The following is a 19,636-nucleotide window of genomic DNA, read 5'->3' as shown; positions in this document are numbered from 1 at the left end:
CGGCGAATTAAAATACCTATAAATGATGATTGCATTTCAGCAAAATATTCCGTTCCTTTGCAGTCTCTAATATAAATAGGTATGATGGATAATTTACAAAAATATAAGCCAACTGATAAGATGATCGATCTCATCAGCGATAATTATTCTTTGTTGCAAGTGATGAGTCGTTTTGGGCTTTCGTTGGGGTTCGGTGACAAGACAGTCAAGGAGGTGTGTGAACTGAATGGAGTAGACTGCCGGACCTTTCTGATTGTAGTCAACTTTATGGCTGAAGGCTTTTCCCGGCTCGATGGAGATAAAGATGATATTTCCATACCTGCATTGATTGATTATCTGCGGCAGGCACATATTTATTTTCTGGATTTTTCTCTTCCCGCTATTCGTCGTAAATTGATCGAGGCAATCGACTGTTCGCAAGACGATGTTGCTTTTCTCATCCTTAAGTTTTTCGATGAATATACACGAGAGGTGCGTAAGCACATGGATTATGAAGAGAAAACCGTATTTAAGTATGTCGATTCATTGATTAAAGGAGTTGCTCCCAAAAACTATCAGATCAGTACATTTTCCAAGCATCACGATCAGGTAGGGGAGAAATTGACAGAACTGAAAAATATCATTATTAAATATTGCCCTGCCAAAGCAAATGAAAATCTTCTGAACGCGGCTCTTTTCGACATATATGCTTGCGAAGCCGGACTGGAATCTCATTGCAAGGTTGAGGACTATATTTTTGTTCCTGCTATTCTGAATTTGGAAAGGAGGATTAGGGAAAATGAAAAATAACGAAGTAGTTCGAATAGCTATTGCAGAGACCTCTGTAATTATTCGTGGTGGGTTGACTGCTGCATTGAAGCGTCTTTCTAACGTAAAAGTACAACCAATAGAATTACTGTCTGTTGAAGCTTTGCACGATTGCGTCCGAACGCAATGTCCCGAAATGTTAATTGTCAATCCTACTTTTGGTGATTACTTTGATGTAGCTAAGTTTCGAGAAGAAATATCCGGTAAAAGAATACGTTTAATAGCGTTGGTTACTTCTTTCGTAGATGCTTCATTATTGGGTAAGTATGATGAGTCTATTTCGATATTCGATGATTTGGAAACTCTTTCTAAGAAAATTGCAGGTTTATTGAATGTGGTTTCCGAAGAAGAAGAGATGGATAATCAGGATACGCTTAGCCAGCGGGAAAAAGAAATCGTCATCTGTGTGGTGAAGGGAATGACAAATAAGGAAATAGCGGAAAAGCTTTTTTTGTCGATTCATACGGTGATTACACACCGAAGAAATATTAGCAAAAAATTGCAAATACATAGTGCTGCCGGTTTGACTATCTATGCTATTGTAAATAAGCTGGTTGCATTGAGCGATGTGAAAGATTTATAGCCTGCGGAAGTGTTATAAAATATAAAACCGTTTGCGCACACGAAAAATATTCGTACCTTTGCAAAGCAGTTGAGAAATTGCTGTTAGTTTATAAGGTAAAAGAAAATATTAAATAAGGTATTAGATTAGACAGTTTAAGGTATTAAAAGTTTTTTAGTTTAGTTCAATAGGATAAGTTTTTAGTAGAAGGTAAAAGGATAACAATAGGTAAGACGTTTTTAGGTAAAAAGAAGATTAGTTTTCAGGAAATTTGAGGTACTATGGAAAAGCCTTTAGGCTTTTCTGATGCAGTGGCGAGTGGTTCTATAAAAAGAATTAGCTCGTTTTTTATTTATATGGGATTTAAGTCTGTGGATTGGATTAAGGTAATAAAAAACAAAATCCCGACGAAATCGCTTCGGCGGGACTCTATTTCATTTTTTACTTAAATGTGGCTACGTAATAAAATTATGACTAATTAATTCAATTCTGATACTGCAAAGATAATGCGTTTCAGAATGTGTCACAATCACCTTTATGAGGTATATTCTGTAGCTATTCTCACTATTTATGGTTAGTAGCAGGTGTTTTCTCTACTTTTTTCCACTCTTTAGTCTCGAAATCGTATGTTTTTATGATTCTAGCAGGGCATCCGGCACATATTGAATAGGGTGGGACGGAATGACTGACTACACTTCCGGCAGCCACTACGCAATGTTTCCCTAAAGTTACTCCCGGTAGAATGACCGAATTGGCACCTACCCATACATCATCTTCGATGACAACAGGCAGTGTGCTGACACCTTGTTCGTCAATCATCTTTTCTGCATCCTGATAATTATGGTTGAGTCCTGTGACCGTTACATTCTGTGCCAGGTTGACATGATTGCCAATATTAACCGGACCTATGATTGTGTTTCTCAATCCGATGCGTGTATAATCTCCGATTGTCAAGTCGCCAACTGCATTATTCAGACAGGAGAAGTCTTCGACAACAGAATATTTACCCAAAGAGAATCGGTTGAAAGGAGGGAGGTCTTTGCGTACACTCCGATAGATGACAGAACCCTTTCCGCGTTTCAGGTATATGAAATCGAAGAGCCGTATCCACCAATTAGGGCGAGTTTTAACGGGATGCATGATAAAACGATGTACAGCCTGTTTTAAGCCGGGGTTTTCTTTAATTCGCTGTTTAAGTGTTTTCTTCTCCATATTGAATGTTTTTTCTTCTTTTTGTCCTCTACCAGATAATCAGGAATTGCCAGGCTATAAGTGATTAATAGACCGAAAAGTGCAATCCACCATCCGAATGATAAGGTCCAATTATATACGGTAATCAACGAAGTCCAAATACTTACGAAGATACATAATTTAAGTGGAGAAGGCGTTAATTGTTGTACGATCCGGTTGCAGAAACTCCAGTTTCCTTCAAATATGGAAGGGAGTAAGTAGGAAGTTGTTTTCCGGATACGTTTCCGGTAAGGACAGGCGGGTGCGGACTGGCAATAAACAATCACATCCGGCAAGTAGTCAATGTATATATTCTGTCGGAATAATTTTCGTTCGATATTAGTCTTAGAACTTTTCATGTTCTTTTGTAGCCATTTTAGGTCGATTGCCATATTAGTCCCCAATAAATTGGATGACAGTCCGAATTGTGTATTGCCGGCTCTACAGAGGCTGTTTTTTATTTCCTCACGTATAGCCCGGAAGCGATTACAGATGCCTTTGCGGTTTTCTACTATCGTATGTAGTTGGATGGCTTGTACACCGGCATCATAGGCATTATATATCTTATTCAGGAATTGCGGAGATAAAGCGCATGCTGTATTGGACAGGAAGAGAACCAGGTCGTATCGTTCCTGGTCTAAACTGTTGATTGTCTGATGTAGATCGCTGTATGTGATAAACTCGTACGCTTCTTCTTTATACATATCCGGAAGAATACTTCCCTCCGGAACGAGAATGGCGCAACCATATTCCTTTTGAGCCTTCGGGTAGGTGATATGTTTGAAATGTGAGGCTATGGCCATCACAAAGAGGTATAGGAGCAAAAGCCCTGTACAGAAGAATACCAGATCATCTATTATGTAGATATAAGAGTCTATCATCTGGAAGGAGATTATACGTTCTCTTTTTGAATGAATGCAGTAACTGTTTTCAGAATAATCTTTATATCCAACCAGAAAGAGAATGTCTTTGCATAGGTGATATCCAATTGCTTGCGTTCTTCAGCAGAAAGTTTACCGGCTTCGCCTCTTTTCTCTACCTGCCATAAACCGGTCAATCCGGCCGGACCCATGAAACGGTCGATGTGTTCATCGCTTGTCAGCAACTCGGCTTCATAGAGTGGGAGAGGGCGGTTGCCTACTATTGACATATCCCCTTTTAAAATATTAATAAGCTGGGGTAACTCGTCAATACTATATTTACGTATAATACGTCCAATCTTAGTTATTCGAGGGTCATTTTCCAGCTTAACGAAAGCATTGCTTTTTTCCTTGGACTTCTTGTTAATGTAGTCTTCTTCGGAGATTACAAAATCGTCAGATATCAAGAGGATTTCTTCTTCATCGATTTCTTCATTCACTTCCGCTTCCGGTTCTTCTCCCCAAATATCCTCATCTTCCTGCTGATATTGGTTAAGGGCATTGAAATCCTTTAAATGCTTGTCGGCATCAGTATACATCGAACGGAATTTGAGGAAGTCGAATATCTGATAATTACTCCCTACGCGCTTGGATTTGTAGATAATAGGACCCTTACTTTCTATCCGGATAGCTAGTGCAGTAAATATTAAGAGAGGAGAAAGACATAATATCGCCATTCCTGAAAAGAAAATATCAAAAGTTCTTTTCCATAAAGGCAGGCGGAAAGCATTTATATTTTGTGCTTTAAGTTGAAGTGCCTTTATTTTCTGATCTTTTCTTCGTTTAAGGAAAGTTGATAAATCTTTTAAAGCCTCCTGGCTTGTTTCATATTTTATCGTATTGTTGATACCGGCTTTAAGATATTCAGATGCTTCTTCCTTAGATAAGGAGTCGATAACGAGTACCATATAAAGCCCCGGATACTTTTTACGCATGTATTGGATATCTGCAATATCTTTGGATATGTTCACTTGTTCGAAAAATAGAGCTGCGTCATATTTTTCGCGTATTTTCTCCAATACTTTGACAGCTTTGCTACAATTGGGTGCAGCATAGAATACCCCAATACTTAGTCGGGAGAGTAGTTCTATTGTTTTGCTATCTCTGCCTATATAAACAAAATATTGCATGTGTAGAAGACCCGGTATTAGTCAATAATCTTTTTGATTCGGATTTTGAGTTCCAAAGGGTTGAATGGTTTCAGGATATAGTCTTCTGCTCCCTCTTCCAATAGTCTGATTCTTTCCGTTGTACTTTCCTCACTGGATAACATAACGATAGGAATTGACTTGAATAATTCATTGTTCTTCATGTATCTTAAGAATTCATCCCCCATCATGAGAGGCATACGAATGTCTGAAATAATGAGGTCAGGTACATTGCCTTCATTAAGCCATTCTATTGCTTTGATGGGATCTTCCAAATAGGTAAAATCATACTCTTTTCCTAGATACACACCGGCCACTTTTCCGATTGTCGATTTATCATCGACTAGTAATATTTTTTTCTTCATACGAATAGACCTTTCTATCGCTTGCTTTGTTATTTGATTTATAGATTAAGATTGTTGTCACATAATATTTGTGATACACTGCAAATATAGATATTATTTTAGAATAATCCCCAATCTGGAGAGTAAAATTCGTGATATATCTTTTTTTTCTATTAATTGCAACTTACAGCATCTTAATGAAAAAACACGGATTCCATAAAAACTGGAATCCGTGTTAAAGATTAATTGTTAGGCTTATTTATATACTCTTGATGAATCAAAAGTTTTCCACCATTCTTCATTTTTAGTACCGCCACTGGTCACCCAACTTTCGAATAACGAGTAAGCAGATTTGATATTCACATATTCCAAAGGCCATTTGAAGTCTGTCGGAACCATGATTCCCCATGCCAGGTTATCTTTGCTGATGTAATATCTCTTGCGGGAAGTAGAACTATCGTCGTTGTTTCCTCCGAACAAGTCTGTATTTGCCAACTTAGTTGGTTGATAACCGACAATATGAATCTCCTTACGCTGGTTTCTGTTTCCTTCTACGAAAATGAAAACATTCAGTTTATTGATATTAAGCTCATCCACGGAGATAGGATTGCTGAACTTTATAGTGAAACTGATATTTTTAGGACTCGTATTGGCAGAGTGACCTGCAATTGTATTGATCTGTTCGTAACGGTCTCTTCCCAATGCTTTGTGAGCATCGTCAAATAATGGAATAACCGCATAGTCCTGTCCGTTCTCAATCAGATTACTATTCACATTGAAACCTTTAAAAAGAGAGTTGTCACTGAATTCCACCGGCTGTGTGATAGCACTGGCAGGAACACCGTCCAGCATGATAGCAGCTCCAATACTCTTGGTAGCTCCGGCAGCCGATAAATCAAGACTTAACGTGAACTCTTCTGCCTTATTGCTCTTATTGATGGAGATCTTTCTTTCCTTGATAATCAGAACAAGGTCGTTCATATCGTAATCCCCATATAAAGGCCATTGGTCTTCAAACAGATAAGCATAATTGCGATTATCGTCCATGATGATCGGGAACTTAGGATCTTCAGGATCTCCTCCTTCATTTCCGTTATTCTTTTTACCCGTGCAGACTTCTATCGTAACTTTGGATTCTCCCATTTTAGTAAAGTATGCACCATTCTGCACGTAGAAGTTGTTCCAATATGGGCTTTTTTCAACATGATTATCGCATTCAATGACTAAATTACCATCATACGTGAAACCTTGTCCGGTTATAACCGGAGATTTTATCATGGAAGTATTTTCGCCTTTTCCATAAAACTTAGCATGACCGGTGTTCATATAAATACTTACAGTTGCATCCAGCATAGAACCATTGCTTAAGTTTACTGTTCCATTGACAAACTCCATCTTAGGAGCTTTTAGGTATCCCTGGGTAAAGTTGAATGTTGCTCCGTTCGCATAGAAAGAAGTAGTGGCTTCCATGCTACAAGCATTGTTGAATGTTGTATTGGTGAGACTGATGGTTGTAAATCTCATGATGTTGTTATTAGTAGCAACAGCATCAGAATTTGCAATTAATGCCTCTCCATAAATCTCTCCATTATTTTCTAATGAGAAGTTGGATGGCAGATTTAATTCGCCTTTCAACTCAATCTTATTGTCATTCACAATTTTTGTGTTAGAATTGATTGAGATATCCTTGCTTGTTATGGTTCCTTCATTGTAAAGTGTTGCGCCGGAGTGTAGCGTCATTTTGTTTGCAACAGTTAGTGTACCCCAATTTCTAAATGCGGCAGGTGCTCCATTGGTGAATGATACATCGTCTGCATTTACTTCTCCTGTTTCCATGATAGTCAGCATGGAGTTTCTTATGAACGTCATGGTTCCTGATGCTTTAATCTTTGCATTGTTCATCACAATGATTTCAATTCCGTTTTGGAATTGGAAAGTTGCAGGAATAGTCCATTGGGCATCTACATAAACTCTGGTTGCGATATCACCGTCATATCCGTCAAATTTGAATGTACCGTTATAGTCAGAGGTGATTTTGTAATTAGCATTACGCAGTAAAGTCGTTCCGGTCATTTCTGTAACTTCCTTAGCATCGGCTGGTATGGAAGAGTAATCAGGTTTTTCAAAAGCAAGACTCCTTGTAGCAACGCCACGACTCATTAACGCTCTATTCTGTGCTGCAGATTCTGCATAATAGAGTTTACAGGTAATATTATCGCTGTTTTCGGGTACATCGAACTGATATACCTGTTCACGTCCTTTGGGGTCGGTTTGTTTCACATAAATGCCCTTTTGAGTTGGGAGCAGACTGACAGCAGCTGTAAATTTAAAGTTGTTTTCTTTATTAGCTGTCCTTGCAGCGAGCACGGAAGCGCTTTCATTAGTCAAAGGATCTTCTGCATATATTTCAACTAAATAAGCAAATAACCCTCCTTCTTCATCTTTCACTTCGACCGAGACATTTTTAGTGGTTATCATGTTCCAATCGATATCATCGGGAGCAGCAAAGCCATCTCCCATCGGGTTAGGTGTTTCGTAAGACGGATCATAGAGATCCTTTCCAGAGTCAACACAACTAGACATAGTACCTGCCATCGCTATTGCAATGATGGGTACAAATTGAATTGTTTTCTTCATCATAATGTATTATTGCTTGATTGTTTGTAACCAAATCCATCACAAAAATAACTGCATATCTTTTATTGGAAATGTTTTTTCTGTTATTTTATGGAGTGAAAACAACTATACTTCCGTTTTGGTTCTTCTTTGGCTCTTTTAGGTTTGATTCGGCCTTGATGATGATGAAGAGAAATCCCCTGATTTTCACTTTTATACAACTGTTTAAAATGAAAATCAGGGGGTTACAATAAATGGATTTAACTTAAGACTTGGTGATTTCTCCTATTAAGCAGGAGTTCATTTTATATCGGATATCCTTGTTGGGTAATCCATGTCCCAATAAAAACATGAGCTTTGTTATGGCACATTCGGGGGTACTGTCATATCCACTGATTACACCTGCTTCCAGAAGATGCATTCCTGTTTCGTAACGTCCCATTTCTACTGCTCCGGAGGCACATTGTGTAATGTTGACAATGATAATTCCACGATCGGTAGCTTCCTTTAGTTGGCGGATGAACCATTCTTTTTGCGGAGCATTTCCCGAACCGAAGGTTTTCATGACAACCGCTTTCAATCCCGGAACATGAAGCAGAGAAGTCACGATACTCTCTTGAATGCCCGGAAAAAGTGTTAGAATAACCACATTGGTGTCAAACAGGTAATGCGGTTTTAACGGTTTTGTCGGGTCTGGTTTCCGAATGAGATTAGGCTCATATTTAATGTGGATACCTACCCGTGCCAATGGCGGATAATTGAAAGAGCGGAAAGCATTGAAATTCTCCGCATTGATTTTGGTGGTACGGTTACCACGCATCAAATGATTCTCAAAGAAAATACAAACCTCCGGAACAATGGCTGTACCATCCGGATTTTTAGCTGCTGCAATTTCGATGGCTGTGATGAGGTTTTCCTTTCCGTCTGTGCGCAAAGTCCCGATCGGGAGCTGGGAACCTGTGAGGATGACAGGTTTGCTTAGATTTTCGAGCATGAAACTTAGTGCAGAGGCAGTGTAAGCCATTGTGTCTGTTCCGTGAAGGATGACGAAACCATCGAAATAATCATAATTGTAATTGATGATCTTTACCAGTTTTGCCCAGTAAGCAGGTTCCATGTCCGAAGAGTCGAGAGGGGGATCGAATTGGTAGGAGGAAATGCGGTAGTTGAATCTTTTCAGTTCGGGGACGTGCTTAAGCAAATGATCGAAGTTGAAATTTTCTAAGGCACCTGTTTCCGGATTCTCTATCATTCCGATAGTCCCACCCGTGTAAATTAACAAAACGGAAGGAGTTTCTGCTCTCATAATTGTTGAATTACTGTTAAAACATTGGCAAAGATACGGATTAAATGCGAATAATGAGTGGTAAATGACGAATTATATAAAGTTGGAAGGACAAGGCTATAAAAAATATCTATGTTGCATTTTTGCGATATGTAGTATGAAAAAATGTCCTCATCTTTGGGGCAGGTTGGACGAAGTGTCCGGCTTTAAATAAAAAACGAAAGAGAAAATGAAAAATGACCGGTATTTTCTGTTAGAAATCTGTTTTGGGGCAGACGACAATTTGAGCGTCATGATGTATCAGATAGGGGGAGTGCAACTTGTAGGGATTTATGTGTTGTTGCTGTATCTGTGTGCAAAGAATGACTACAGCAAATCAGTGGTTAATAGTATGCAAAAACCAGTGGAAAAAAGTGCAGTGGAAAAAACCTCTGAAACGCCGATGGATAAAGGGCGAAAACCGAATGAAACCCAAGAGAGTAGAGTAGAAGAGAAATATTACTACTGTTGTAAACAACAGCAGCAATATTGGCGAGGAAAGGAAGACTGCTGCTGTTGTTGTTCGGACTTCGGATTCGGTGAATGACAGGGGCAACGAGATTGTCAGCCCACGCCTCGATCCTGTTCAGTCCACGTCTTGTTTTTGTTCAGCTCACGGCTCGTCTCTGCTCGTCCCACGGGTGAAGTACGACCTCCCCACGGCTTGCAGAAATAGCCCCACGGTTTGCGGAAATAGCCCTGCGACCTGCGGAGATTTTCATCCGAGGCTCTTACTTCAGGGCTTCTTTCAGTCTGGTAATCGCCTTTTCCGGGTCTTTTTCTTCTTCGAGCAGAGTGACGAACTTACTGCCGATGATAGCTCCGGAAGCGTGTTCGCAAGCTGCTTGGAATGTTGCTTTATTGGAGATACCAAATCCCACCATCAACGGATTGTTCAGATGCATATCTTCAATCTTTTTGAAGTAAGCCCGTTTTTGTTCGTTGAAATCCTGTTGCGCTCCGGTGGTTGCTGCTGATGAAACCATATAAATAAATCCGTCGGTATGTGTATCTATCTCGCGTACCCGTTCTTCGCTGGTTTCCGGTGTGATGAGCATAATCACTCTGATGTTATAGCGTTCGGCAATGATACGATAATGTTCTTGGTAATCACGGAAAGGGAGATCAGGGATGATGACGCCGTCGATACCACATTCCACACATTTACGGCAGAAATTCTCAAATCCGAATTGCATGATTGGGTTTAAATATCCCATAAGCACAAGTGGGATTTTTACGTCCTTGCGAATATCCCGTAATTGTTCAAAAAGAAGTTTTAGAGACATACCGTTGCGTAATGCTTGGGTTGCGGCATTCTGAATAACAATGCCATCTGCCATCGGATCACTGAAAGGAATGCCGACTTCAATCATACTCACTCCGTGCTTTTCGAGCGTGCGGATTACATCAGCGGTACCATCCAAAGTAGGAGTACCGGCACAAAAATAAATAGAAAGTATGTCTTTCTTGTTGCTATTGAAAAGTTGATTAATTCTATTCATGACGTTGGAATTTTTAGATTATGATTTTAATTCGTTTAAAAATGTCCGGATACGCTCCGGATCCTTTTCTCCCGGTTTCAATTCAAAACGGCTGTTGAGATCGTATCCGGCAAGCCGGGGATGCTTGAACTCTTTCAGGGCATTGGCACTGTATGAGTTAATGCCTCCACTCAAAAGGAAGGGGACATGTCCATTGTACATATCCAGAATACTCCAGTCGAATTGATTTCCCGAACCACCATACTGTTCGCATTTGGTATCGAACAGAAAAAGATCACAGACTTTTTCGTAGTCATATACCTTTCTCAAATCTTTGGGACGGTCTACTGAAAAGGCCTTGATGATTTTCAATCCAGTGGAATGTAAGGACCGGCAGTATTCCGGTGATTCATTTCCGTGGAGCTGTACATAATTCAGTCCGAAACGATCAGCATACATGCTGATTGTCTGCTTGTCTTCGTTGACGAAAACTCCGACACGCCGGGCATGAATGGGCAAGTAAGCCGGAAGCTCGTAGACATATCGGGGAGATTTAGGATAGAAGATGAATCCCAGCATATCTATGCCTTCGATAGACTCTACGTCCTGTATGTTTTCAGCTTCACGCATACCGCATACTTTGATAATTTTTCCGTTAATCATAGGGCTGTCCGTTTTGAATAATTAGTTTATTGGATTGCTTGCAGGAAATTCTGTAAAGTTTCTCCCGGTTGCTGTGTTTTCATAAATGTTTCACCGATCAGGAATCCACGGAATCCGGCTGCCCGAAGTCGTTTTACTATTTCCGGATCGGAGATGCCGCTTTCGGATACCAATACAGCATCTTGGGGAAGCTGTCCGGCCAAGCGGAAAGAGTTTTCTACATCAGTGAAGAAAGTACCCAGATTACGATTGTTGATTCCTATCATATCTATTTTCTTGTCGATGTATATTAATTCCTCGGAGCTATGAATCTCCAGAAGAACTTCCAGACCTAGTTCATGAGCTTTTTCTGCAAGTTCATTACATTTCTCCGGTTCTAATGCGGCTGCGATAAGAAGTACGGCATCGGCACCGACAATTTTGGCTTGATAAAGCTGGTATTCGTCAATGATGAAGTCCTTCCTAAGAATGGGGATCTCTACCAAAGGGCGTGCAGTGCGGATGTCCTTCAGGCTTCCTCCGAAAAACTTCTCGTCGGTGAGGATGGAAAGGGCAGAAGCTCCTGCTGCTGCATAGGAGGGAACAATCTCTTCCGGGCATGCTTCTTCCTTTATCCATCCTTTGGATGGAGACCGACGCTTGAATTCAGCGATAATACCCGATGCAGACGAGGCTAATGCCTGCTTCATAGAACGAGAGGTCGGAACCTCGCTAATGCCTTCCTGTAATTGCTCGATGGAGATAGCCTGCTTTTGCAGGTCAACTTCAAATCGTTTGTTTGCTATAATCTCTGATAATATATCTTTCATTGATGTGGGATTATTAATTGTAAATGATGGATTTGCAAAAATAAAACATTAACTGTTCAATTCAATGAATTTTTTTAGGGTAGCTAATGCGCGTCCACTTTCCAATGACTCTTTGGCGAGAGCAATACATTCTTCAATAGTCTTCTCCGGACAAATCACATGGATGGCGAAAGCTGAATTGACTACCACTACATTTTTTTGAGCTTCCGTAGCCGTGTTATTCATGATCTGGTCGAAAATCTTAGCTGCATCTTCCGGTGTTTGTCCACCATCCAGATCAGTTTCCTTATAGCGGGAGAATCCGAGACTCTCGGGAGCGTAAATCTTTTCATGATCGCTGGTCGCCACTTTAAACTCATTTGTCAGAGAGATTTCGTCATATCCGTCGAGACTATGAACAACGGCAAATTTCGTCTTGCTTTCCTGATAAGTATAGGTATAGAGGCGAAGTAACGGGAGGTTGTAAACTCCTAAAAGCTGATAGGCCGGTAATACCGGATTAACCAACGGACCGAGCATATTAAAGAAAGTGCGCACTGCCAATCCTTTACGAACCGGAGCAACTGCCTTTAATGCCGGATTGAATAAAGGAGCATGCAGATAGGCAAGATTACATTTCTCCATGCTACGGCGCAGTTGATCGACGTCACTGGTGAACTTTACACCGTGTTGCTCCATCACATTACTGGCACCGCTGACTGATGTTGCTCCGTAATTACCATGTTTCACAACCGGGAAACCGGCTCCGGCAACAGTAAAACAGGAAGCTGTAGAAATATTAAATGTATTTTTTCCATCACCTCCGGTTCCTACGATATCTATCGGAGCAAATTCACTTAAATCAACCGGAATACGCATTTCAAGCAATGCATCGCGGAAACCGCATAATTCTTCCACAGAGATATTACGCATCAGAAAGACGGTAATTAAAGAGGCTACCTGTACATCATTATATTTTCCTTGTGCGATGTTCTGTAAAATGGTGCGAGCCTCATCGCGTCCCAGATATTGATGTTCGAAAAGTTTGTATAGAATCTGTTTCATAAGTTTAATCGTTTAAGAAGTTTTTAATAATTTCTTTTCCTTGCGGAGTTAATACTGATTCGGGATGGAACTGAATACCATGTACATTGTAGGTCTTATGGCGGATTGCCATGATTTGTCCTTCCTGACTTTCTGCCGTTATTTCCAGACAATCGGGAAAAACTTTCCGGCTGACTACCCAGGAATGGTATCTTCCAACAGGGATTTCTTTTCCCAACCCTTCAAAAAGCAAATCCTGGTGAAGGATGGTAATCGGAGTCTGTACCCCGTGATATACTTCTTTGAGATTTTCCAAGCGTGCTCCGAAAGCTTCGCCGATGGCTTGATGACCGAGGCAGACACCCAGAATACTTTTGGTCGGGGCATATCTTTTAATAATAGGTAATAGCAGTCCGGCTTCTTCGGGTATGCCCGGTCCGGGAGACAGAATGATTTTATCAAATCGGTCTACTTCATCAAGCTCTATCTGGTCGTTGCGGACTACTTCTACATCTGTAGTCCCTAATTCTTTCACTGCGTGCAGTAGGTTATAAGTGAAAGAGTCGTAGTTATCTAAAAGTAATATTTTCATTTTTATTGTCATTGTAAAATGGTTGTTCAAATACTATCTCTGCTTTCAATTTTTTAATTTAACAGCTAAATCAATCGCCTTTTTCAGTGCTCCCAGTTTGTTGTTCACCTCTTGCAGTTCATATTCATCCTGACTGCGGGCTACAATACCCCCTCCGGCTTGGAACCAGAGTTCATTGTTTCGGCTTACAAAAGTACGGATAGTGATAGCCTGATTTAATTCGCCGTTCAATCCGATAAAACCGATACAGCCACCATAGGCTCCACGATTATGTGGTTCGATTTCGCTGATTAACTGCATAGCGCGTACTTTGGGAGCACCGCTTAATGTGCCGGCAGGAAACGTATCAATAAACGTTTTTATTTTATCTGCGCCCTCATTCAACACACCGCTGACACGGCTTACCAGGTGAATGACATGACTATAATATTGTGGTTCCTTATAGAATAGTACGCGTACATCATGACAATTACGGGAAAGGTCGTTTCTGGCAAGATCAACCAGCATGACATGCTCTGCATTTTCTTTAGGGTCGGCCAATAAAGCTTCTGTCAGTTCCCGGTCTTTTACTACATCTCCGGTACGGCGGGTAGTTCCGGCAATCGGATCGATGTAAGCACGACCATCTTCGATTTTGCAATGTGTTTCCGGTGAAGAACCGAAGATGCGGTATCCTCCGAAATCGAAGTAGAAAAGATAAGGAGAAGGATTGATGCTGCGGAGTGCGCGGTACACTTTGAAATCATCTCCGGCATAAGGTTGGATAAATCTTCTGGAAAGTACGATTTGGAAAACATCTCCACGCATACAGTGCGCAATTCCTTTGCGGACATTGGCTTTATGCTCCTCGTCGGTGATAGGGCTGGTAACGGGACCTGTTACAGAGAAGTTGTAAGAAGCATAATTCCGGTTTTCGATGGCTGCTTCCAGTTCCGGTAAGCCGCTTTCTTCTCCTTCGGACAACATTTCAACGAGTGTCAATTCATTTTTGAAATGATTGAAAACAATGACATACTTATATAATATGTATAGCAAATCCGGAGCGTCATTTTGCTCATCGTGACTTTCTTTCACCGGGATGTGCTCGAAGTATTTCACAGCGTTAAACGTCGTGTATCCGTAAAGTCCACATACATTCTTATTATCCCCGGTCACCTGGAATTGATTGATAAACCGGTTCATGGCCTTTTCTACATGGAAGGTTTTTGTCAGGGGTTCTTCCGTGCGGCTGTTATCGGGATAGTTGGCAGTGACAATACCGCCGTTTATACCGATACTTGCCAGGGGACAGAGGGCTATAAATGACAAGGAATTTTCTCCGGCATGATAGTCGGAACTTTCCATTAATGCAGATTGCGGATACATGTCGCGCACTTTCAGGTAAATGCTGACGGGAGTATGCATATCTCCGAGCACTTGTTTGCTATGAGTTGTATAATTAAATGTTTTCATTTCTATAATTGCTTGATTATTGATTACGAATGATGGTTTACTAATTACTTATTGCTGTTCATTAAACGATAAATAGGTTTCAATATCTTTGTCTCCTCGTCCTGAAACAGTCAATACAACGATATCTTCCGGTTTGAACTTCAATTTTCTCAAAGCTCCTAATGCATGGGCGGATTCCAGTGCAGGGATAATACCTTCGAGTTTAGTTAGTTCGTAAGCGGCTTCTATTGCTTCGTCGTCATTGATTGCCAAAACGTTGGCACGTCTTTGTGCGGCAAGATTGGCGTGTATCGGACCAATGCCCGGATAATCCAGTCCGGCGGAAATCGAGTAAGGCTCTTCAATCTGTCCGTCTTCGTTTTGGATGACGTAAGTACGCGCTCCGTGGATAATTCCCATTTTACCGAGTTGGATGGTAGCGGCGGTCATTCCGGTTTCTATTCCTTTACCTCCGGCTTCTGCCAGGATGATGCCTACCCGTTCATCATTGATATAATGATAAATCGTTCCGGCAGCATTACTTCCTCCTCCAACGCAGGCTATCAGATAATCCGGATAGTCACGCCCTTCTTTTTCTTGCAGTTGTTTTTTTATTTCTTCGCTGATAACAGATTGCAGGCGTGCCACCATATCAGGATAAGGATGAGGACCTACGGTAGAGCCGATAATATAATAAGTGTCGGCAGGATGGCAACACCAGTCGCGGATCGCTTCGTTGGTTGCGTCTTTCAAGGTCATGTTTCCGGAAGTAACGGGAATAACGGTAGCTCCCAGCATTTTCATTTTCTCCACATTGATGTGTTGGCGTTCTACATCCGTTTTTCCCATATAAACGATACATTCCATATCCATCAATGCACATACGGTAGCTGTTGCTACTCCATGTTGTCCGGCTCCGGTTTCGGCGATGATGCGCTTCTTTCCCATGCGGCGTGCCAGCAAGATTTGTCCGATGGTGTTGTTAATTTTGTGTGCACCGGTATGATTCAGGTCTTCCCGTTTCAGATACAACTTGCAACCATACTTTTCGGAAAGGCGTTTTGCCAGATAGAGTGGGGAAGGGCGTCCTACGTAGTCGCGTAATAACTGCTCAAATTCCTTTTTAAATTCTTCGCTTTCAATCACTTCGAGGTACTTGTTTGTCAGTTCCTCAACACATTTGTGGAGGATTTCTGGTACATAAGCACCACCGAATTCTCCGTAATAGCCATCCTGGTCAACTAAAAAACTTTTCATAATCCTATCTATTTTTTTATGTTATTATCTAAATCTGTTCGAAAATGGGCAAATAAAAAGAGCCCTGCCGCAAGTTGCGACAGGGCTCTTTCAAATCTGTTATATCTTTAATGAGGTATATACATACGAGCACTGCTCCCTTACGACTGTCGGAGTTGTAACGGGTGCCACCACCAATATGTATTTACTAACATTGTTCTCATTGTCTTTTGTAATTTTATGGGGGCAAATATAGACACTTTGTTTGAAACAGCAAACAAAAAATGACTTTTTTTCTCTTTTGCCTTCATTTTTCTGATATAGAACAATTTTCAACCTGAACTGTTCTTATAAATATTGAATATTTAAACAAAAACAATTATGAAACAGAGAAAAGTTTTAGTAGGTATTGCTATTGCCATTTTCATTATATTATTATTGTATTGGTTATTGGTAGCAGAGGATATGAAACCTTGGTTGTCGGCTATGGTTCCTTCCGTGGCACAACAATTCTTCGCTTGATTCTGACAGGGTTCGGATAAATCATGTATCTTTGCAAGGATAGTGACTAATAACCAAAATAATAACAATAGACTAAGATATGGAAAATTTTATTTTTCAAAATCCCGTGAAACTGATAATGGGAAAAGGGATGATTGCCCGGCTGGCTAAAGAAATACCGTCCGACAAGCGTATTATGATTACTTTTGGCGGTGGAAGCGTGAAGAAAAACGGAGTGTACGATCAGGTAAAGGAAGCATTGAAGAATCATTTTACAGTAGAATTCTGGGGAATCGAACCCAATCCTGCCATTGAAACTCTCCGTAAAGCTATTGCTTTGGGAAAAGAAGAGAAAGTAGATTATCTGCTGGCTGTTGGTGGTGGTTCCGTTATTGACGGTACGAAATTGATTTCCGCAGGAATCCTGTATGATGGTGATGCCTGGGATTTAGTACTTGCCGGACGTCCAGTCACTCATACTGTACCTCTTGCCACTGTATTGACTTTGCCCGCTACCGGTTCGGAGATGAATAACGGGGCAGTTATTTCCCGTCGTGAAACAAAAGAGAAATATCCTTTTTATGCTAACTATCCAATCTTCTCTATTCTTGACCCGGAAGTAACCTTTACCTTGCCTCCTCATCAGGTGGCCTGTGGTTTGGCTGATACCTTTGTTCATGTGATGGAGCAATATATGACTACTCCCGGGCAGAGCCGCATTATGGATCGTTGGGCGGAAGGGATTTTACAAACTTTGGTAGAAATAGCTCCGAAAATCCGTGAAAACCAGCATGATTATCAACTGATGGCTGATTTTATGCTTTCGGCTACAATGGCATTGAATGGATTTATTGCTATGGGAGTGTCGCAAGACTGGGCAACTCACATGATTGGCCATGAAATTACTGCTTTGCACGGATTGACACATGGTCATACGTTAGCCATTGTTCTTCCTGCCACTTTACAGGTGCTTCATGAGGAAAAAGGAGATAAACTTTTGCAGTATGGTGAAAGAGTCTGGGGAATTACTTCCGGTACGCGAGAAGAACGGATTGATGAAGCGATTTGTCATACCGAAGAGTTCTTCCGTTCACTTGGGCTGACTACACGTTTGCATGAGGAGAACATCGGACAGGATACTATTCTGGAAATCGAACGCCGATTCAATGAACGTGGTGCTAAATATGGAGAGAATGGAAATGTAACGGGTGCTGTTGCCCGCAGGATATTAGAGACTGCACTTTAAGCATACTCTTACATTAAGAATATAGGATAAAGAGGATATTGGAACATACTTTTCACCATATCCTCTTTTCTTTTTATTATTTCTCAATTTTCTCTGACCTTGGAATTCTGAACCAGAAGCGAGAGCCTTCTCCTTCTTTAGATTCCACTCCGATAACCCCGCCCAGTCTTTCTACTATGACGCGGCAGATGGCTAGTCCGAGTCCTGTCCCTTTAATAAAGGAGTTCAGTTTGACGAAGCGTTCAAACACTTTATCTATCTTGTCAGCAGGAATTCCGATACCTGTATCTTTTACATAAAAGTATATTTCATCTTTGGCTTCTTCAATCCGGTATCCCATTTCGATAGAACCTTTAGGGGTGAATTTCAAAGCATTATTTGTAAAGTTGATGATAACCTGTGATAGACGTATGCGGTCGGTATACATCATGCATTGATCTGCTTTCTCTGTGAATAAGATTTGAACGTCTGGGGAAGAATTCTTTTCTTGCATTTGTCTGCAAATACCTTCCATCAATTCATTGATATCAGTCTGTGCAAATGTGAATTCCATAGTACCGGCTTCAATTTTAGAAAGATCGAGGATGTCGTCTATCAGTTGCAATAATAAGATATTGTTGCTGGAGATGATTTTTACAAATTCTTTTCTCTCTTCCTCTTCCTCCGTTTGGCAAACCATTTCGGAGAATCCTACAATCGCATTTAGCGGGGTTCGTATTTCATGGCTCATATTAGCGAGAAAGGCAGATTTGAGCCGATTGGATTCTTCGGCTTTTTCCTTTGCTTCCTGCAGCATTTTGTCCATCTTTAATTTTTCAGTGATGTTTTCAAAACGAAGTAATCCTCCAATAATTTCAGTTTCCTTTTCATCGCCGAATACAGGTGTTGCGGTCACTTCAAAATCTACATCGTCTACTCTGATGGTATGCCGGATAATTTTGCCCTGTTCGATAGCTTTCTTGAAAGCACATTGTCCACACGGTTCATTACGAAGTGCACTGGTCTGATAGCAAATTTTTCCCGGTATGTATCGTCTGCCTTTTACCAGGCTGGCTATTTGTCTTGTTTCCTCCCATTGTACCCGGTAATTTTTATCAATATAGATAAGGCCGAAGTCGATACTTTTTAGAGCTAGTTTTTGCTTCTTCAATGCTTTTTCCAGTTCTTCCTTGGCGGCAACTAATTCTCTTTCATAATTCTTGAGTTGTGTGATATCCCACCGGGTTGCCAACAGCCATTTCTTTTCTCCTTCCCATGAAATAATAGATTTAACGGCAATAGTATCATGGGTGATTCCATCGGGAGTGGTGTATTTCTCTTCTTTGCGATATACTTTGCCTGCTTGTATGAGTTCTTTGTCGATATGCCGGTATTTTTCACCTCTTTCTTCTCCGTAAATTTCATAATCAGTATGTCCGATGGCCTCTTCACTGCTAATGCCGGATTGAGCGGCTGATTCTTTATTCCAGTAATAGTATCGGAAATCGTTTGTAATATCTTTTACAAAGATGGGGAAAGGAAGGTTATCGAGAATATCAAAGGAGAAACGGTAGGAATGATTGGTCTTTTTAATCGTTTTTTGCAATTTTCGGATTCTATATAGTAAGATGCTGATGACAAGGAGCAAAATAACTACTAGTAAATAATTATAACCCCAATGAACTTCGTTAATCCAATAATTTAACAAATAATTGTTTGCCATA

The 19,636-nt window shown here is 40.7% G+C and carries 19 protein-coding genes; 5 read left to right on the top strand and 14 right to left on the bottom strand.

Annotated elements, in window-relative coordinates:
- The first annotated feature begins 84 nt into the window (after positions 1-84).
- Together NQ505_RS21560 and NQ505_RS21555 are read left to right on the top strand one after the other, a co-directional pair.
- Complete coding sequence (locus NQ505_RS21560) at positions 85-789, top strand: hemerythrin domain-containing protein (protein WP_008651739.1); 705 nt, start codon at positions 85-87, stop codon at positions 787-789.
- Positions 779-1,390, top strand: a complete 612-nt coding sequence (locus NQ505_RS21555; RefSeq protein WP_004300118.1) for a helix-turn-helix transcriptional regulator — start codon at positions 779-781, stop codon at positions 1,388-1,390. Before NQ505_RS21560 ends, NQ505_RS21555 begins: the two co-directional genes overlap by 11 nt.
- Positions 1,391-1,933: 543 nt before the next feature.
- Here the strand turns inward: NQ505_RS21555 and NQ505_RS21550 are convergent.
- From NQ505_RS21550 to NQ505_RS21525, 6 genes are all read right to left on the bottom strand, one after another.
- Complete coding sequence (locus NQ505_RS21550) at positions 1,934-2,581, bottom strand: acyltransferase (protein ID WP_004303727.1); 648 nt, start codon at positions 2,579-2,581, stop codon at positions 1,934-1,936.
- Positions 2,533-3,480, bottom strand: coding sequence for a glycosyltransferase family 2 protein (locus NQ505_RS21545; protein ID WP_008776583.1), 948 nt, complete (start codon positions 3,478-3,480; stop codon positions 2,533-2,535). The genes NQ505_RS21550 and NQ505_RS21545 overlap by 49 nt, the downstream gene beginning before the upstream one ends.
- A gap of 11 nt (positions 3,481-3,491) precedes the next feature.
- Complete coding sequence (locus NQ505_RS21540) at positions 3,492-4,649, bottom strand: sugar transferase (protein ID WP_004300115.1); 1,158 nt, start codon at positions 4,647-4,649, stop codon at positions 3,492-3,494.
- A gap of 17 nt (positions 4,650-4,666) precedes the next feature.
- Complete coding sequence (locus NQ505_RS21535) at positions 4,667-5,032, bottom strand: PleD family two-component system response regulator (RefSeq protein WP_004300114.1); 366 nt, start codon at positions 5,030-5,032, stop codon at positions 4,667-4,669.
- Between the two features lie 234 nt (positions 5,033-5,266).
- On the bottom strand, positions 5,267-7,651 hold the full coding sequence (locus tag NQ505_RS21530; RefSeq protein WP_008999705.1) for an LruC domain-containing protein: 2,385 nt from the start codon (positions 7,649-7,651) through the stop codon (positions 5,267-5,269).
- 241 nt (positions 7,652-7,892) lie between these two features.
- Positions 7,893-8,933 (bottom strand): asparaginase, encoded by a 1,041-nt coding sequence (locus NQ505_RS21525; RefSeq protein WP_004300111.1) that lies wholly within the window; start codon positions 8,931-8,933, stop codon positions 7,893-7,895.
- A gap of 208 nt (positions 8,934-9,141) precedes the next feature.
- Here NQ505_RS21525 and NQ505_RS21520 point away from each other — a divergent pair, with 208 nt between their 5' ends.
- Entirely contained in the window at positions 9,142-9,498 is a 357-nt protein-coding gene (locus NQ505_RS21520; protein WP_008999706.1) for a hypothetical protein, read from the top strand.
- A gap of 184 nt (positions 9,499-9,682) precedes the next feature.
- On the opposite strand, the gene trpA is transcribed toward NQ505_RS21520, so the two are convergent.
- From trpA to trpB, 7 genes are read right to left on the bottom strand one after another with little or no spacing between them, the layout of a single operon-like run.
- Positions 9,683-10,453, bottom strand: coding sequence for a tryptophan synthase subunit alpha (trpA, locus tag NQ505_RS21515; RefSeq protein WP_004300109.1), 771 nt, complete (start codon positions 10,451-10,453; stop codon positions 9,683-9,685).
- 18 nt (positions 10,454-10,471) lie between these two features.
- Positions 10,472-11,095, bottom strand: a complete 624-nt coding sequence (locus NQ505_RS21510; RefSeq protein ID WP_004300108.1) for a phosphoribosylanthranilate isomerase — start codon at positions 11,093-11,095, stop codon at positions 10,472-10,474.
- Between the two features lie 26 nt (positions 11,096-11,121).
- A complete protein-coding gene (gene trpC / locus NQ505_RS21505) occupies positions 11,122-11,904 on the bottom strand; it encodes an indole-3-glycerol phosphate synthase TrpC (RefSeq protein WP_008999707.1) in 783 nt (260 codons plus the stop codon).
- Between the two features lie 48 nt (positions 11,905-11,952).
- Complete coding sequence (gene trpD / locus NQ505_RS21500; RefSeq protein ID WP_004300106.1) at positions 11,953-12,948, bottom strand: anthranilate phosphoribosyltransferase; 996 nt, start codon at positions 12,946-12,948, stop codon at positions 11,953-11,955.
- 4 nt (positions 12,949-12,952) lie between these two features.
- Positions 12,953-13,519, bottom strand: a complete 567-nt coding sequence (locus NQ505_RS21495) for an anthranilate synthase component II (protein WP_085938557.1) — start codon at positions 13,517-13,519, stop codon at positions 12,953-12,955.
- A gap of 45 nt (positions 13,520-13,564) precedes the next feature.
- Positions 13,565-14,971, bottom strand: a complete 1,407-nt coding sequence (locus tag NQ505_RS21490; protein ID WP_004300104.1) for an anthranilate synthase component I family protein — start codon at positions 14,969-14,971, stop codon at positions 13,565-13,567.
- A 48-nt stretch (positions 14,972-15,019) separates the two neighbouring features.
- Positions 15,020-16,207 (bottom strand): tryptophan synthase subunit beta, encoded by a 1,188-nt coding sequence (gene trpB / locus NQ505_RS21485; protein ID WP_004303719.1) that lies wholly within the window; start codon positions 16,205-16,207, stop codon positions 15,020-15,022.
- Between the two features lie 360 nt (positions 16,208-16,567).
- On the opposite strand from trpB, the gene NQ505_RS21480 reads away from it, so the two are divergent.
- Positions 16,568-16,708 (top strand): hypothetical protein, encoded by a 141-nt coding sequence (locus NQ505_RS21480; protein ID WP_004300101.1) that lies wholly within the window; start codon positions 16,568-16,570, stop codon positions 16,706-16,708.
- A 79-nt stretch (positions 16,709-16,787) separates the two neighbouring features.
- Positions 16,788-17,933 (top strand): iron-containing alcohol dehydrogenase, encoded by a 1,146-nt coding sequence (locus NQ505_RS21475; protein WP_004300100.1) that lies wholly within the window; start codon positions 16,788-16,790, stop codon positions 17,931-17,933.
- A 76-nt stretch (positions 17,934-18,009) separates the two neighbouring features.
- On the opposite strand, the gene NQ505_RS21470 is transcribed toward NQ505_RS21475, so the two are convergent.
- Entirely contained in the window at positions 18,010-19,635 is a 1,626-nt protein-coding gene (locus NQ505_RS21470; RefSeq protein ID WP_032853665.1) for an ATP-binding protein, read from the bottom strand.
- Between the last annotated feature and the right edge of the window lies 1 nt (position 19,636).

The organism is Bacteroides sp. D2 (assembly GCF_025147085.1).
GTDB lineage: Bacteria > Bacteroidota > Bacteroidia > Bacteroidales > Bacteroidaceae > Bacteroides.
This window is presented reverse-complemented; position numbering and strand designations above follow the sequence as displayed.